The 16222-nt window shown below is 63.9% G+C and carries 10 protein-coding genes; 6 read left to right on the top strand and 4 right to left on the bottom strand.

Going from position 1 to position 16222, the window contains the following annotated elements; translation table 11 throughout:
• Positions 1-520 precede the first annotated feature (520 nt).
• Positions 521-2023: a MocR-like pyridoxine biosynthesis transcription factor PdxR gene (gene pdxR / locus AC07XB_RS23405; protein ID WP_492831500.1), complete on the bottom strand. Its 1503-nt coding sequence runs from the start codon at positions 2021-2023 to the stop codon at positions 521-523.
• Positions 2024-2283: 260 nt separating this feature from the next.
• Between pdxR and AC07XB_RS23410 the strand changes: the two genes are divergently transcribed.
• The 6 genes from AC07XB_RS23410 (at position 2284) to AC07XB_RS23435 (ending at position 11570) form a co-directional block, all read left to right on the top strand.
• A complete protein-coding gene (locus tag AC07XB_RS23410) occupies positions 2284-3180 on the top strand; it encodes a carbon-nitrogen hydrolase family protein (RefSeq protein ID WP_492831501.1) in 897 nt (298 codons plus the stop codon).
• Positions 3181-3520: 340 nt separating this feature from the next.
• Positions 3521-6328, top strand: a complete 2808-nt coding sequence (locus AC07XB_RS23415) for an aminotransferase class I/II-fold pyridoxal phosphate-dependent enzyme (protein WP_492813226.1) — start codon at positions 3521-3523, stop codon at positions 6326-6328.
• Between the two features lie 77 nt (positions 6329-6405).
• On the top strand, positions 6406-7923 hold the full coding sequence (locus AC07XB_RS23420) for a biotin carboxylase (RefSeq protein ID WP_416053220.1): 1518 nt from the start codon (positions 6406-6408) through the stop codon (positions 7921-7923).
• A gap of 33 nt (positions 7924-7956) precedes the next feature.
• Positions 7957-9021 carry a C45 family autoproteolytic acyltransferase/hydrolase gene (locus AC07XB_RS23425; RefSeq protein WP_492374520.1) on the top strand — a complete coding sequence of 355 codons (1065 nt, stop codon included), beginning with the start codon at positions 7957-7959 and terminating at the stop codon, positions 9019-9021.
• A gap of 196 nt (positions 9022-9217) precedes the next feature.
• Complete coding sequence (locus AC07XB_RS23430) at positions 9218-10531, top strand: dicarboxylate/amino acid:cation symporter (protein ID WP_492831502.1); 1314 nt, start codon at positions 9218-9220, stop codon at positions 10529-10531.
• A gap of 154 nt (positions 10532-10685) precedes the next feature.
• The gene (locus tag AC07XB_RS23435) at positions 10686-11570 is read left to right on the top strand and encodes an amino acid ABC transporter substrate-binding protein (RefSeq protein ID WP_492831510.1); all 885 of its coding nucleotides are present in this window, start codon (positions 10686-10688) and stop codon (positions 11568-11570) included.
• A 90-nt stretch (positions 11571-11660) separates the two neighbouring features.
• Here the strand turns inward: AC07XB_RS23435 and AC07XB_RS23440 are convergent, their stop codons facing one another.
• From AC07XB_RS23440 to AC07XB_RS23450, 3 genes are all read right to left on the bottom strand, one after another.
• Complete coding sequence (locus tag AC07XB_RS23440; RefSeq protein ID WP_492831503.1) at positions 11661-12902, bottom strand: polyhydroxyalkanoate depolymerase; 1242 nt, start codon at positions 12900-12902, stop codon at positions 11661-11663.
• Positions 12903-13022: 120 nt separating this feature from the next.
• On the bottom strand, positions 13023-14381 hold the full coding sequence (locus AC07XB_RS23445; protein WP_492374523.1) for a sigma-54-dependent transcriptional regulator: 1359 nt from the start codon (positions 14379-14381) through the stop codon (positions 13023-13025).
• Complete coding sequence (locus AC07XB_RS23450; protein WP_492831504.1) at positions 14374-16149, bottom strand: sensor histidine kinase; 1776 nt, start codon at positions 16147-16149, stop codon at positions 14374-14376. The genes AC07XB_RS23445 and AC07XB_RS23450 overlap by 8 nt, the downstream gene beginning before the upstream one ends.
• Positions 16150-16222 lie beyond the last annotated feature (73 nt).

A 16222-nucleotide genomic window follows, 5' to 3' on the forward strand; every position in this document is an offset into this window, starting at 1 on the left:
CGCATTGGCGCCGTCCTCACGCCGCTCGATCTGCGCGCCGATACCGCGATTGATTGCGTCGGTTTGTATAGCCTGCTAGCTGCCGTTGCAGCAGCAGCTTCTCGCCAATGTGAATCGAATCGACGAAATGTTCTGAGCCGATGGCTTGGCGGCGTTCGCTCAGCCATTAACGTTGCGCACCTTTTCATGGTGGAGTAGTTGTGCGCGCTGGCCTCAGCGTCCGGGCGCGTCCTTGCTCCCGCCCGCATCTCTCTCATCCGCGGCAATCGCGCCCCACGCCCCGCGCCGTGGGGGTGCAGCAGCACATTCATGTCGGCGTTAGATGCACACACGCCCATCCCCATCTCACCTTTCCTGCGATGACCGTCGCTCAGCGAATGGCCCCGCTCAGATTCTGAATTCAATATTCTCGTATTTAACTCGTAAAGAAAAGTGACATCTCCCCCAAGCGAAAACGGCCAAAGGCGCACAGCCGCGCCAGCAGCTAGGAGCGCTAAAAGACTGGCCCTGCAGCCCCAACTCAAGACCCCTTCACCAACTCAATAGCCCGCGCCAGCTTACCAACCGCAGGTGCAATCTCCGCATCCGCAACCCCACCATAGCCGAGCACCAACCCATTCTGCGCCTGCAGCGAATCAGCAAAATACGACGACAACGGTCGCGCCACGATCCCGTGCGCCAGCGCGAAACGCGATACCAACTGGTCATTGGCATGCCGGAGTATGACGCTCAGATGCAGCCCGGTATCGGTGCCCACGATCGCCACCTCGTCGCCGAGCTGGCGCTGCAATTCGTCAATCAGCAACACCTGGCGTTCGCCGTAGATCTTGCGCATGCGCCGTACGTGCGCTGCGTAATGGCCATCGGAAATAAACTCCGCCAGCGCGGCTTGCACCGATAGCTGTCCGCCGCGATGCAACTCGGATTGCGCTACCGAGAAGGCGTCGACCAGTTCCGGTGGCACGATCAGGAAGGCGAGCCGCAAGCCAGGATAGAGCACCTTCGAGAAGCTGCCGACATAGATGGTGTTGCGGTGCGGGTCCAGCCCCTGCAGCGACGGCAAGGGTGCGCCCTGATAGCGGAACTCGCTGTCGTAGTCGTCTTCGATGATCCATGCGTTGTGGCGATGCGCCAGCTCTGTGAGCAGGCGGCGCCGCGCAAGGCTCATCACCACGCCGCTCGGGTATTGGTGAGAGGGGGTGACAAAGATCAGCCTTGGCGCGCTCTCTGGTGCAACCGGCGGCCGGATCCCGTGCTCGTCCACCGCAATGCCCTCCATCTGCAGGCCCGCCGAGCGAAAGACACTGCGCGCGCCCCAATAGCATGGGTCCTCGACCCAGACCAGTTCGCCCGGGTCCGCGAGCAGGCGGGCGCAGAGATCGATGGCCTGGTGGCTGCCCTGCGTCACGATGATCTGCTCCGGCGAACAATCCACGCCGCGGGCGAGCGACAGGTACTCCGTCAGCGCGCGCTTGAGCGGCGGATGGCCATGCCGGCTGCCATAGCCCAGTTGTTCCTGGCTGGCGGTCTTCCAGACCTTGGTGATCAGGCGCTGCCACACGCCGCGCGGGAACTGGCTGACATCCGGAATGCCGGGCACGAACGCACCCACTTGCAGGTCCGATGCGCCAACGCTGGCCAGCAGTTCGCGCGCGCGCAGCGAGAGCCTGGATTCATCGCCGGGGAGCGCGGGCTCGCCGGCCTGGCTGGGGGCGACGATGCGGGCGAGCAGGGCGGGGTCGGGGGCGGTGTCGCCAACGTAGGTGCCGCTGCCGCCGTGCGTGTGCGTGTAGCCCTCGTCGGTGAGCCGCTCGTAGGCATAGAGGACCGTGTTGCGGGCAATGCTCAGTTCACGGGCAAGTTCGCGGGTGGGTGGCAACCGTGTGCCCGGGGATAGCTGGCCGGCGAGGATGGCCTCGCGGATGTCGTCGAACAACTGCCTGTTCAGCGGAGCACCGGATCGTTCGGGCTGGCTCCAATGACTGCGCGCGAGAAGCCAATCGGTCAACGGCGTCTCTCTCAATTCTTGGCTCCATCTGAAAATTTGTACCGGCACTATACAGTGGAGCCAACGGGCTTGTAGAGTAGATCCCATCATGTCGCGGCATTACCACATAACCATTTCAACTAAGTAACAGACCGCCGGCTTGGCCCCAAAAAGTGTGAAAGACCAGCTATTGAGCGGGCACTTAATTCACTGCCTAAATGCGATGGGGCAATGGCGAATATCCCCATATCGGTGCGTGCTGATGTACCAGTATGTTGTATTTATCGAGGCATTAAATGAAGCGTTTTGCAGTAGCAGGTATCCAGATGCCGGTGTCGGCATTCGACGAGAACATCACGCAGATGAATCGCTACCTGGCCCATGTCAGGCACCGCTTTCCGTGGGTCGACATGGTGATGTTCTCCGAGCTGGCGGCGTTTGGCCCGAGCCCGGCCAAGGCCGAGGAAATGCCGGGCGCAGCCGAGGCCCGCCTGTGCGAGATGGCTGCCAAGTACGGCTTGTGGCTGATCCCCGGATCCTTGTTCGAGCGTCGCGGCGGCGCGATCTACAACACCGCGCCGGTGATCGACCCCGCCGGGAACGTGGTTGCCCGTTTCTGCAAGCTGTTTCCCTTCCGGCCCTATGAGCAAGGCATCGCCGCGGGCAGCGAGTTCGTGGTGTTCGATGTGCCGGACGCGGGGCGCTTCGGCATCTCGATCTGCTATGACATGTGGTTCCCGGAGACGACCCGGACACTGGTTGCGATGGGCGCTGAAGTGATCCTGCACCCGACCATGACGGACACCATTGACCGCGACATCGAATTGTCGATCGTGCGGGCATCGGCGGCAACCAACCAGGTCTATTTTTTCGATATCAACGGTGTCGGTGACGGTGGCGTGGGCCGCTCCATCGTGGTGGATCCCGCTGGCTATGTGCTGCATGAAGCCGGCCCGGGCACCGCGGAGATCATCCCCGTGGAGATCGATTTCGAAAAGGTCCGGCGCGAGCGCGAGCGCGGCTTGCGCGGGCTTGGCCAGCCGCTCAAGAGCTTCCGCGACCGGGAGGTGGAGTTCCCGGTCTACCAGCGCAACAGCGGCGCGGATGCCTATCTCCACACGCTTGGCAAGCTGGTGAAGCCGGGTGTCCTGGAAGACGCAAAGCCGGAAGTGACCGGGCCGGCGGGCGAGTAGCCGCCGGGGGAAAAGCCTCGGCAGGCCGCCACGTTATTCCGGCGCGGCGAAAAAACAGAATTCAAATATCCAAGGGAAAGCGTGATGGCTGGCCCAATGGATAGCGCTTGCCTTCAAGGTTGCTATCGACCCGCTTGATAAACAGGAGCCGGTGAATATCGGGCAGGAAATAAAACGGTCGTTCTATTAAACGGATTCGCAGTTGCAGATCCGCGCATTGAGATTATCTCGTTAGCAGAGGAATAACATGGCACGCAGCACGGCACGAAAAGCAAAGACCGGGCAAAACATTTCCCTAAACCGTTACCGCAGCGTTTGGGAAATGCGCGCGGATGGCTGGATGAATCTGACTGACGACCTGGGCCGCCTGGTCAATCTCGCGCGGGAGTGCAAGGAATTCATCGAGCGCCACGCCCGGGTAAAAGAGACGCTGGCCATGCTTGAACCGATCGAGCGGTTCTGGGCATTCCCGGGGCACCGATTGTTCGAGGAGCTGACCGCGTGGTTCGAGGCTGGCGACCTGGGCCGGCTGAACATCGCCGTGCACCGTATCAACCGCATGCTGGCCAGCGACACCTATCGCCACAAGAAGCTGTCGCTGGATGCGGAGTCGGAGGAGCCGTCCGAGATCGAGACGGAAGAGGAGATGCAGGCGCAAATAGCACGACCGTACTTTGAGGTCCTGATCGTCGACGACATGACGCGCGAGGATGAAGAGGCCTTGCGCCGGCGCGTTCAGCGCAAGCAGCGCGTGGATGATCCCTTCGTGTGGGACGTGGTGGTGGTGCCAAGCTTCGAGGATGCGCTGATCGCCACGCTCTTCAACTTCAACCTGCAGGCTTGCGTGATCCGGCATGGCTTTCCGTTCAAGTCCGAGTATGAGCTGGACCTGCTGCGCAAGTTCCTGGAAGGGCTGGACGAGGGCATCGAGGAGCAGCCGGAATCCGAGCGCGGCCCCTTGCTGGGGCAGAAGATTGCGGAGCTGCGGCCGGAACTGGACCTGTACCTGGTCACGGACGTGAAGGCCGAAGAGATCGCGTCGCGGCTGGGCGAGGTCTTCAACCGGATCTTTTTCCGGGAGGAGGACCACACCGAGCTGTACATGTCGATCATGAAAGGCGTGTCGGAGCGTTACAAGACGCCGTTCTTCACGGCGTTGAAGGAGTACTCGAAGCAGCCGACCGGGGTGTTCCACGCCTTGCCGCTGGCGCGGGGCAAGTCGATCATGAACTCCCACTGGATTCAGGACATGGCGCAGTTCTACGGCCTGAATCTGTTCATGGCCGAGACCTCCGCCACGTCCGGCGGGCTCGACTCGCTGCTGGACCCCATCGGCCCCATCAAGGTCGCGCAAGAGTATGCCGCGCGCGCATTTGGCGCGCGCCGCACCTTCTTCGCGACCAATGGCACTTCGACGGCCAACAAGATCGTGGTGCAGGCGCTGGTCAAGCCGGGCGACATCGTGATGGTAGACCGCAACTGCCACAAGTCCCACCACTACGGCATGGTGCTGGCGGGCGCCAAGGTGGCGTATCTCGACTCCTATCCACTGGACGATTTCTCGATGTACGGGGCGGTCCCTATCGCCCAGATGAAGCGCACGCTGCTGCGGTTCAAGCGGGCGGGCACGCTGCACAAGGTCAAGATGGTGCTGCTGACCAACTGCACGTTCGATGGCGTGGTCTACGACGTGAAGCGCGTCATGGAGGAGTGCCTGGCCATCAAGCCCGACCTGATCTTCCTGTGGGACGAGGCCTGGTTTGCCTTTGCCCGCTTTCATCCCACCTACCGCCAGCGCACCGGCATGGATTCGGCGTCGCGCCTGCGCCGCGAGCTCGATAGCGAGGATTATCGCCGGCGCTACGATGCATTCACCGCATCGTTCGGCGGGGCGGACTGGGACGATGAGGAGAAGCTTGTCGCCACCCGCTTGATGCCGGATCCGGACCGCGCGCGGGTGCGGGTCTACGCGACCCAGTCCACCCACAAAACCCTGACCTCGCTGCGCCAGGGCTCCATGATTCACGTGTGGGACCAGGACTTCAAGGACAAGGCGGAAGAGGCGTTCCACGAGGCGTACATGACGCACACCTCCACCTCGCCGAACTACCAGATCCTGGCCTCGCTCGATGTCGGCCGCCGCCAGGTGGAGCTGGAGGGCTACGAGCTGGTGCAGCGCCAGATGGAACTGGCCATGACACTGCGTGAGTGGATCCACACGCACCCGTTGCTCAAGAAGTACTTCCAGTTCCTCAACGTCTCCCGCGTGGTGCCGACCGCGTACCGGCCATCCGGCATCGAGGCGTACTACAGCCCGGAATCCGGCTGGGCCAATATGGAAGCCGCGTGGCGCGTCGATGAATTCGCGCTGGACCCGACCCGGCTGACCCTGTCGATCGGCACCTCCGGCATTGACGGTGACACGTTCAAGAACAAGTACCTGATGGACAAGTACGGCATCCAGATCAACAAAACGTCGCGCAACACCGTCTTGTTCATGACCAATATCGGTACCACGCGGTCGTCGGTGGCTTACCTGATCGAGGTGCTGATCAAGATTGCCAGGGAGCTGGAGGAGCGCACGGCGGACATGAGCGTGATCGAGCGCCGCCTGCACGAGAAGCGCGTTTCGTCGCTGACCAGGGAACTGCCGCCGCTGCCGGACTTTTCGCACTTCCATTTTGCGTTCCGCAGCGTGTGCAACAGCGGGCAGATCGAGACGCCGGACGGCGATATCCGCAAAGCCTTCTTCATGTCCTATGACGAGGAGAACTGCGAGTACCTGAACATGGCCGAGGTGGCCAAGGCCATCTCCAAGGGCCGTGAAGTGGTATCGGCCTTGTTCGTGATTCCCTACCCCCCGGGCTTCCCCATCCTGGTGCCGGGGCAGGTGATCAGCTCCGAGATTCTGGAGTTCATGCAGGCGCTGGATGTGCGGGAGATCCACGGTTACCGCCCGGAGTTGGGCTTCCGTGTGTTCAGCGACGGGGCGCTCCAGCAACTGGCGCTCCAGGCCGCCGGCGAGGCAGCTGCGGCGGTGGCGGCCGCGGCGAAGGCGTCGGTCTCGGCCGTTGTGGAAGTCTCGACGGCAACGGTCGATGAAGTGGCGGCGGCGGCCCTGGCGGAACGCCCCGCGGCAAAAAAGTAGCGAGGCGGGAGGCTGGGACAGGCGCCCGGCTTCTCGCAACAGAGCCCATGTCGACAAAAAAAGAATGCCGGACCTGGATGTCCAGGAACCGCGGGAAACCCGCGTCCAGCCGGCCCCGAGTTCATCAGGAGAAAGCCGCGATGCAAAAAGTCCGTAATGTCTCAGATCTGCGCGTGATGTTCCACAGGAACGAGAAGCCCATCTACTTCATCAGCGCCACTAACTTCAATCTCCTGGGCATCGATCAGTGGGTCAACCGTTTCAAGTACATCAACTACATCGATTGCTTCGACGGCCGCCATCCCAATGTCTTCGTGCCGCAGGCGCTGCCGCACGAGGAGTTCACCTCGATCGAGGACATCAACAACTACCTGCTGCAGCATAAGGACGTGGTGGAAATGATCGAGCAGCGGGGGGGACGGCCTGCCGCGACCTTCCTGATGTTCGATGAGAAAACCGAAGAGCTGGCCGACGAGCTGGGGCTTGACGTGTGGTTCCCGCCGGCCGCGCTGCGCAGCCGCTGCGATAACAAGATGGAGACTGTGCGCATCGGCAACAAAGCTGGCGTGCACTCGGTGCCCAACGCACTGGAGAAGGTGGACAGCTACGAGCATCTGATGCAGATCGCGGAGCACCACGGTCTGGGCAATGACCTGGTGGTGCAGAGCGCGTTCGGCGACTCCGGCCACACCACCTTCTTTATCGCAAGCGTTGACGATTTCAACAAGCACAAGGATGAGATCGTCAACGACCCCGAAGTCAAGATCATGAAGCGCATCAACTGCCGCGGCGCGACCCTGGAGGCCTGCGCCACGCAGTCAGGCACGCTGGTCGGGCCGCTGCTGACCGAGGTGGTGGGCGCGCGTGAACTGACCCCCTACAAGGGCGGCTGGTGCGGCAACGAGATCTTCCCCGGGGCGTTCTCGGAAGACGTCAGGATGAAGGCGCGCGACATGGCCTTCCGTTTCGGCAACCAGTTGCTGGAGGAGGGCTATCGCGGCTACTTTGACCTGGACTTCCTGATCGACGTCGATAGCGGCGAGGTGTATCTCGGCGAGCTGAATCCCCGCATCTGCGGCGCCAGCCCGATGACCAATCATGCGGCCTTCGCCTATGCGGACGCGCCGTTGTTCCTGTTCCACCTGCTGGAATTCTCGGGTGTGCCATTCGACCTCAATGTGCGCGAGCTCAATGAGCGCTGGGCCGAGAAGTCGTTCATCGACGGCTGGTCCCAGCTGGTCATCAAGTACACCGAGGACAACGTGGATATCGTGACCCATGCGCCGCCCTCGGGCATCTATCGCATGGCATCCGACGGCTCCGTGTCCTACCACCGCTTCGACTCCAACCGTCGCGAGATCGAGAGCGAGCAAGAAGCCTTCTTCCTGCGTATCACCGGGCCCGGCGACTATCGCTACGAAGGCGCGGATCTGGGCATCCTGATCACGCGGGGTCGTTCGATGAACGACGAGTTCAAGCTCAACGAGCGCGCGCACCAATGGATCCGGGGCATCAAGCAGTATTACGTGGCCAAGCCCCTGGTTGCCGCACAGGCCGAGCTTGCGCCGCAGCCGGGCGCGTTCAAGATCCTGTAGGCCGAAGGTCCAACCACGAGAGGCCAGGAATTCATGCGTTGTACATTCGAAGCGATCAGTGAGGACTTGCCCGGCCAGCGATGGCAGAACATCTTCCGGCAGTTCTGGCCCGGGTACCGGCAATGGTATCTGCGCGACGGCGATCGCGCGCGGCCGGGCTTCCTGATGTGCCGCAAGGCCTTGCGCCACCACATGCCGGAGCTGGTCCCGACCTGGGAGCGGCTGGTCGAGCTGTCCGGCGGCGGCGACCTGGAAGCGCGCTTCCTGTCGATGTGGGGGCCGCCGCCCTACATTGCCGGCTGCTCGCAGGCGGTGTGGCTGCCGGTGGACGGGCAGCAGGCCGCCGGTGCCACGCCCGCGCTGTTGCGCAACTACGATTTCGCCCCGGCTTTGCTCGAGGGCGTGTGGCTGGCGTCCAGATGGCATGGCCAACGGGTGGTGGCGGTCAACGACTGCCTGTGGGGCGCGCTCGACGGCATCAACGAGAGCGGCCTGGCCGCGTCGCTGTCGTTCGGGGGCCGCAAGGCGGTGGGTAATGGATTCGGCATTCCACTGGTCTTGCGCTACGTGCTGGAGTTCGCGGAGAACGTCGACCAGGCCGTGGAGATGCTTGCGCGCATCCCGGTGCATATGAGCTACACGGTGAGCCTGCTTGACCGCCGCGCACAGTGGGCAACGGTGTTTGTCACGCCGGACCGGCCGCTGGAGGTGGTGCGCAAGCAGGCGGTGAGCAACCTGCAGCATGGCGTCGAGTGGACGGCGCACGCCAATGCGACCCTGGCCGAGGCCAGGGAGCAGACGCTGGCTGTTGCAGTGCGGCAGGCCGAGGATGCCAAGGCTGTCCTGCGCGCGCTGCTGCGCCCGCCGCTGTTTCAAACTGCCTACGGACGTGGCCACGGCACGTTGTACAGCGCCGTCTATCACCCCTATGACGGTTCCGTCGAAATGGTCTGGCCAGATGCCGTTTGGCGGCAGTCCTGCAGCCATTTCCTGCCCGGCGCCCGGATGATCGAGTTCGACGTGGAGAGCACCGCGCTGCCGCATGCGGTGGTGCCGGCGCGCCGGTGGATGCTCGACGATGTTGGCAGTTTTCAGTGAGTTTCCTAGTCTCATAGTCATGGGGGAAGGCATGCATGGCGAATCCGGGCTGCCTTTGGCCGCAGGCTAACCATCGAATACGCGCAAACGCAAGCAGGACGCGGCCCGGTCCGGACCGCGGCGACCCAATTCGCCAGAACATATCCGAGGGTGGCGGCTTCGGAAAAGCAGGCTCGCAAGAATCCAAGGAGCAGTCATGAAAAAAAAGCGCCCAATCACCACCTACATCGTCATCGCGATGATCCTCGGCGTCATCGTCGGCTATAGCTGTAACAAGGCCTTCCCGGATCCCGGTACCGCCAAGGAGATCGCCGGCTATATATCGATCTTCACCGATGTCTTCCTGCGCCTGATCAAGATGATCATCGCACCGCTGGTGTTCTCCACGCTGGTGGTTGGCATCGCGCACATGGGCGATGCGAGCACCGTTGGCCGCGTCGGCGTGAAGGCGCTCGGCTGGTTTATCGTGGCTTCGTTTCTCTCGCTCACGCTGGGCCTGATCCTGGCCACCCTGCTGCAGCCCGGCCACAACATCGGCCTGCCGTTGCCGGACGTGGGGGCGGCTACCAACCTGAAGACCAACGCCTTCACGCTGAAGGATTTCATTACGCACCTGGTGCCGAGGTCCGTGGCGGAGGCCATGGCCACCAATGAAATCCTGCAGATCGTGGTGTTCTCGATCTTCTTCGGCACCGCGCTGTCGACCCTGGGGGAGACAGGCAAGCGGCTGGCCGGCGTCATCGACGACCTGGCGCAGACCATGCTCAAGATCACCGGCGCCGTGATGTGGATGGCGCCGCTGGCGGTGTTCGCGGCCATTGCTTCCACCGTGACCACGCAAGGGCTGGGCATTCTCATCACCTTCGCGAAGTTCATGGGCAGCTTCTATCTTGGCCTGCTGGTGCTGTGGGGCCTGCTGGTGGCGGCCGGGTTCTTCTTCCTGGGCAAGCGGGTGTTCACGCTGATCCGGCTGATTCGCGAACCCTTCCTGCTGTCCTTTTCCACGGCCAGCTCGGAGGCCGCCTATCCGAAGATGCTCACCGCGCTGGACCGGTTCGGCGTCAGCCGCAAGATATCCAGCTTTGTGCTGCCGATGGGCTACTCCTTCAACCTCGACGGCACCATGATGTATTGCACGTTCGCCGTGCTGTTCATTGCGCAGGCCTACGACATTCACCTGCCGATCGGTACCCAGATCACCATGCTGCTGCTGCTCATGCTGACGTCAAAAGGCATGGCCGGGGTGCCGCGCGCATCGCTGGTGGTGATTGCCGCCACGCTGAACCAGTTCGGCATTCCGGAAGCTGGCTTGCTGCTGATCATGGGGGTCGACCAGTTCCTGGACATGGGCCGCTCGGCGACCAATGCGGTAGGCAACTCGATTGCCGCTGCCGTGGTGGCGAAGTGGGAGGGTCAGCTGGCGAGCGAGTTGGATCTGGACGGCGAGGGCGACAGCACGGCATCGGATGCGCGCGCCCCGCTCGGCAAGCCAGGCGCGGTCCAGGCCTGAGCGGCCAGCGCGCGCGAGGGCGCCTCGCAGGCGGCCTCGCGCGCGGTGTGCCGGGCATTGTGCGAACGATCATTGCAGGAGTGCAAATCAAATGATTTCAAACGGAGCACGCGTGAGCGACGGGCGCAGCCGCCGCAGGTGCCGGCAAATCGTGATGTGGGCGGCCGTCGCGCTGTGCGCGGCATTGTCCGCCGCCGCGGCGTCGGCGCAACAGGCGGGGGAACTGGCCGGCACGCTGAAGAAGGCGAAGGAAATCGGCACCCTGACCATCGGCTATCGCGAGTCGTCCTTGCCATTCTCGTACCTGGACCGGCTTGGCAAGCCGGTCGGCTATTCCATCGATATCTGCCGCGCGATTGTGGATGCGGTGGCGGCGGAGGTGGGCCGCGAGGTCGGCATTCAGTGGGTGCCGGTCACCTCGGACAATCGCTTCGATGCGGTCACGTCCGGCAGGGTCGACCTGGAATGCGGCTCGACCACCAGGAACGTCGAGCGCCTGAAGCGCGTGTCGTTCTCACCGGTGATCTTCGTGGCCGGGACCAAGCTGATGGTGCCGAAGGGATCGCCGATCAAGTCGTTCAAGGACCTGAAGGGGAAGACCGTGGTCGCGACCGGCGGCACCACGAACGTGGAGGCGCTTGAGCGGCTCTCGGCTCGCTTCGGCCTGCAGCTGAACGTTATCAAGGCGCGGGACCATGCCGATGCGTTCCAGGTTTTGCAGCACGGTGGCGCGGACGCCTATGCGGGGGATGATGTGCTGTTGTATGGTTTTTTGCGCAGCAGCAGCGCCGGCGGCAGGTTCCAGATCGTCGGTGATTTCCTCTCCTACGATCCCTACGGGATCATGTTCCGCAAGGGCGATCTGCAGTTCGCCGCCGTGGTGGACAAGGCGGTGCGCGAGATGGCCGTGTCCGGGGAACTGGATCGCACGTACAAGCAATGGTTCATGAACAAGCTGCCCACCGGTGAGCGGCTCGGGTTGCCCATGAGCGCGCAGCTCGATGAGCTGATACGGGCCATCCCGGACCAGTCGGATTAAGCCGCTCGCGCATCCAGGGTTTCACGCCATCGCTGGGGAGCGCCGCTCAAGGGCGCGCTCCTCGGCCCTTGGAATGGCGAGCCGGACTGCTCAGCGATAGCTGGCGATGAACGCGCGCAGCTGCGGATAGATCGCCTCGCGCCAGCGCCGGCCGGAGAAAATGCCGTAGTGCCCGCAGCCCTGCGCTGTCACATGCTGCTTGCGCGCGCCGGGAATGCCCGCGCAAAGATCGTGCGCCGCCGCGGTCTGGCCCGCTCCCGTGATGTCGTCCAGTTCGCCCTCGATGGTCAGCAGCGCCGCGCCGGTGATGTCCTGCGGCCGTACCGGCTTGCCGTCGATCTCCCAGGTGCCGCTGGCCAGCCGGAATTCCTGGAACACATCGCGGATCGTATCCAGGTAATACTCGGCGGCCATGTCGAGCACGGCGTTGTACTCGTCATAGAAGCGCACGTGAGCCTCGGCGTCGTCCAGGTCGCCATCGACCAGGTTCTGGTAGTAGTCGTAGTGCGAGGAGAGGTGGCGATCCGGGTTGGTGGCCACAAAGCCGGCGTGCTGCAGGAAGCCCGGGTAGACCTTGCGGCCGTGTCCCGGGTAGTTGGCCGGCACGGCATGAATCACGTTGTTCTCGAACCACGCGAAGGACTTGTCGGTGGCCAGCGCGTTCACGGCAGTGGGGCTGCGGCGCGCATCGATCGGGCCGCCCATCATGGTCATGGTCCGCGGCGTGGCCTCACCGGCGGAAGCCAGCAGCGAGATGGCGGCAAGCACAGGCACGGCCGGCTGGCACACGGAGATGACATGGAGGTTTTCCGCGCCGATGTGGCGGATGAAGTCCTGAATGTAGTGTACGTAGTCGGTCAGGTGGAACGGGCCGTCCTCCGCCGGCACCATGCGGGCATCGATCCAGTCGGTCACGTAGACCTTGTGATGCTGCAGCAGGGTTCGCACCGTATCGCGCAGCAGGGTTGCATGATGGCCTGACAGCGGGGCGCACACCAGCACCACCGGCTCGTCCTTCAGCCACTGGATGACCTGCGGATCGTCGGCATAGCGCTTGAAGCGCAGCAGCTTGCAGAAGGGCTTCTCCACGATGGTCTGCTCGACGATGGGAACGTCCCGCCCGTGGCATTGCACCGACTTGATGTCGAAGGGCGGCTTCTTGTAATCCTTGCCGAGGCGGTAGAGCAGTTCGTAGCCGGCGGCCATCCGGTTGGCGCCCGGCATCATGGACAGCGGGCTGAGCGGATTGGTAAAGGTGCGCGACGTGGCTTGCGCCAGTGCGGTGAGCGGCAACAGCAAGGCGCTCTTGAGTTCGTGGAATTGGTAAAGCATGGGGAATACCTGTCAGTCTTGAAAATAGGGGGCGTCCCCCGCGCGACCGGGGGGCGATGGTGGATCAGGTGGATCAGTTGGGCCAGTTGGGCCAGTTGGCTCAGTTGGATTACGCCTGGGTCACTCCTCGGCCTGCACCTTGTCATAGGCGATTTGCAGACGGCGCAGCTTGGAGTACAGCGTTTGCTTGGGGATGGAAAGTGCCCTGGCGGTAGCCGCCACGTCGCAGTTGTTCCGCTTGAGTTCCTCCATGACAACCACCCGTTCAAACTGTTCGAGCTGGTCGGGCAGGCTGTTGCCGTGCTCGGCATGGCCGCCGTGCAGCTCGAAATCATCGGACAGCAGCCCGAGCACGAAACGGTCGGCCACATTGCGCAGCTCCCGCACGTTGCCAGGCCATGAATGGGACAGCAGCAGCTCGAACTGCGCGTTCCCGAGCACCGGCGCCGGCCGGTTGAAGCGGGTAGCGGCCTGCAGGATGAGATGCTCGAACAGCAGCGGGATATCTTCGCGCCGCTCGCGCAGTGGTGGCAGGTCGATAAAGGCCACCCCAATGCGGTAGTACAGGTCGGCACGGAACTTCTTTTGCTCGCTGAGGAGTTTCAGGTCTTCCTTGCTGGCGGCAATGACCCGGCAATCCACCGCGATGGGCTCGTTCGACCCCACCCGTTCGATGGAGCGCTCCTGCAGCGCGCGCAGGAACTTGACCTGCACCGACATCGGCATGCTCTCGATCTCGTCGAGAAACAGGGTGCCCCCCTGCGCATGCTCGAACTTGCCGCAACGCCGCCGCGTGGCGCCCGTGAAGGAACCCACCTCATGCCCGAACAGCTCGCTCTCGGCCAGGGCTTCGGGCAGGCCGCCGCAGTTCAGCGGCACGAAGTTGCCGGTGCGGCGCGCGCTATGGTCATGCAGGCAGCGCGCCACCAGGTCCTTGCCCGTGCCGGTCTCGCCATAGATCACCACGTCCGCGGGCGCATCGGCCAGCGCGCGCACGGCGCGGCGCACCCGCTCCATCTGCGCGGAGCGTCCGATCAGGCAGGCCTGGATCCCCTGCCAGCTTTCCAGCTGCTCGCGCAGGCCCAGCACTTCCAGGCTGAGCTTGCGCCGGTCGGCGGCGCGCCTGACCACGGAGACCAGCCGCTCGGAGGAGCACGGTTTCTCGATAAAGTCGTACGCGCCCTCGCGCATGGCTTGCACCGCCATGGAGATGTCGCCGTGGCCAGTCATCAGGATCACGGGCAGGTCGGGGTCGATGTGCCGGATCTCGTTGAGCCAGGCCACGCCGTTCATGCCCGGCAGCTTCACATCGCAGACCACCACCACCGGCTCGCCGATGCCGATGCTGCTGCGCGCCTGCTCCACCGAGGCAAAGCCGTTCACGGCGAAGCCCGCCAGCTCGAGGGCCTGCGAGCTGCCGACCAGCACATCCTCCTCGTCCTCGACAAAAACCACGCGGATGGGATGGGTGTCAGTCATTGGTTTGTCTCTCATGCGACGGCGCCAGCGGCAGCTCGACCACGAACTCGGCACCGGCAGGCGCAAGGTTGCGGGCGTACAGGCGCCCGCCGAATTCGCGCACGATGTGCGCCGAGATCATCAGGCCAAGGCCCAGGCCCTTGCCCGCCGGCTTGGTGGTAATGAATGGGTCGAACAGGCGCGGCAGCACGTCGGGATGGATGCCGGGGCCGGTGTCGCGGATGGTGATGATGCAGAGTTGGTCCTGCCGGGCCGCATGGATCTCCAGATCCCGCACCGGCGCGCCCGACAAGGCATCGGCGGCATTGCCCAGCAGGTTGACCAGCACCTGCTCGACGCGGATCTCATCGGCCAGGACGCTGATGTCGTCGGGGTCGATCGCCACGCTGACCGTGATATCGCGCTCCCGCATCCGGGTGCTGACAAGGAGCAGTGCGTCCTGCACCGCCTGGCGTACCAGGACCGGCTGCACCGCATCCTGGGACTTGAAGGCAAAGACCTTGAGCTGCTGCGTCAGCCGGCCGAGGCGATCGATCAGCTTGGCGATGCGCTGGAGGTTGCCCGCTACATCCTTGAGCCTGCCTTTTTCCAGCAGCACCTCGGCATTGTCCGACAGCGTGCGCATGGCCGCCAGCGGCTGGTTGAGTTCATGCACCACGCCGGCGGACATCTGCCCGAGCGCGGCCAGCTTGCCGGCGTGGACCAGGTCGCTTTGCAGCGCGCGCAGCTCGGCCGTGCGCTCCAGCACCTTGGCCTCCAGGCCATCGTGCGCGGCGCGCAGCGCGCGTTGCGCGGCGGCTTGTTGTTGCGCGGCGCGCAGGCGTAGCGCAATCACCAGCGCCAGCAGCAGTATCACCATGCAGGCCAGGAGAGCGCCGATGGCGGCGTTGCGGGCCAGGTTGCGCGCCGGCAGTTCGTCATCCAGCAGCATGATGCGCCAGAGGCCATGGTTGACCGTGCGCTCCGAGGCCAGGTAATCCACGCCATCCAGGCGCACGCGCGTGGTGTGCGCATCCAGCCTGGCGCGTACCTGCCAGTCCAGGGGCATCAGGTCGGACTTGCCGTAGGTGCGCGCCAGGCCGGCCTCGGCCAGCATCGCTTGCGTCAGCGGCGCCAGCGGACGCAGCCGCCACGGCGCAAGCGACGCGAGGATGACCACATCGCGGGCATCGACCACCATCACCTTGCCCGGGATCTGGACCCAGTTGCGTTCCACCGCGTCGAGGTTGACCTTGACCGTGGCCACGCCGCGCTGCGCGCCGCCTTGCTGCAGCGCGTAGGCGAGGTAATAGCCGGGCCGGCCGGAGGTAAACCCTACGCCGTAGAAGCGGCCCCGGCCGTGCTCGAGCGCATCGCGCATATACGGCCGGAACGAGAGATCCGCGCCCACCGGGGTGCCCGGCTGGTCCCAGTCGGCCGCCGCCAGGGTCAGGCCGGAGCGCTGGGTGACGTACAGGTTGTCCGCGCCGGCGGTGGCGGTGATGCCGTGCAGGTAACGGCTGACCTGCTGCTTGAGCGCCACGTCATCGGGCCGGCTGAGCAACGCGAAGACATCCGTGGTGGATTCGAGCAACGATGGCAGGTAGTCGAACCGGGACAGCTCGCCGTCAAGCCGCGCGGACACGACATCGAGGCGATGCTGGGCGGCAACCCGCAGCTGATCGAGCCCGGCGCGCAACGCCATGACATAGGCCAGCCACGTGGCCAGCGCGATCGCTACCAATGCCATACCGCACCAGATCCCCATGCGCATACGGCCGAGATTCATGTCGCGAGCCCTTTCTCCGCGGTCCTCAAGGATGCAGGACTTGTCGTCCGGATACCAGTGATAGAAGCGAGAC

This window comes from Cupriavidus sp. GW821-FHT02F09 (assembly GCF_059421605.1).

Coding starts and splice junctions, on each gene's coding strand:
- AC07XB_RS23410 (WP_492831501.1), top strand. CDS start 2,284: ATGAAGCGTTTTGCAGTAGCAGGTATCCAGATGCCGGTGTCGGCATTC.
- AC07XB_RS23415 (WP_492813226.1), top strand. CDS start 3,521: ATGAATCTGACTGACGACCTGGGCCGCCTGGTCAATCTCGCGCGGGAG.
- AC07XB_RS23420 (WP_416053220.1), top strand. CDS start 6,406: ATGTCCAGGAACCGCGGGAAACCCGCGTCCAGCCGGCCCCGAGTTCAT.
- AC07XB_RS23425 (WP_492374520.1), top strand. CDS start 7,957: ATGCGTTGTACATTCGAAGCGATCAGTGAGGACTTGCCCGGCCAGCGA.
- AC07XB_RS23430 (WP_492831502.1), top strand. CDS start 9,218: ATGAAAAAAAAGCGCCCAATCACCACCTACATCGTCATCGCGATGATC.
- AC07XB_RS23435 (WP_492831510.1), top strand. CDS start 10,686: ATGTGGGCGGCCGTCGCGCTGTGCGCGGCATTGTCCGCCGCCGCGGCG.
- AC07XB_RS23440 (WP_492831503.1), bottom strand. CDS start 12,902: ATGCTTTACCAATTCCACGAACTCAAGAGCGCCTTGCTGTTGCCGCTC.
- AC07XB_RS23445 (WP_492374523.1), bottom strand. CDS start 14,381: ATGACTGACACCCATCCCATCCGCGTGGTTTTTGTCGAGGACGAGGAG.
- AC07XB_RS23450 (WP_492831504.1), bottom strand. CDS start 16,149: ATGAATCTCGGCCGTATGCGCATGGGGATCTGGTGCGGTATGGCATTG.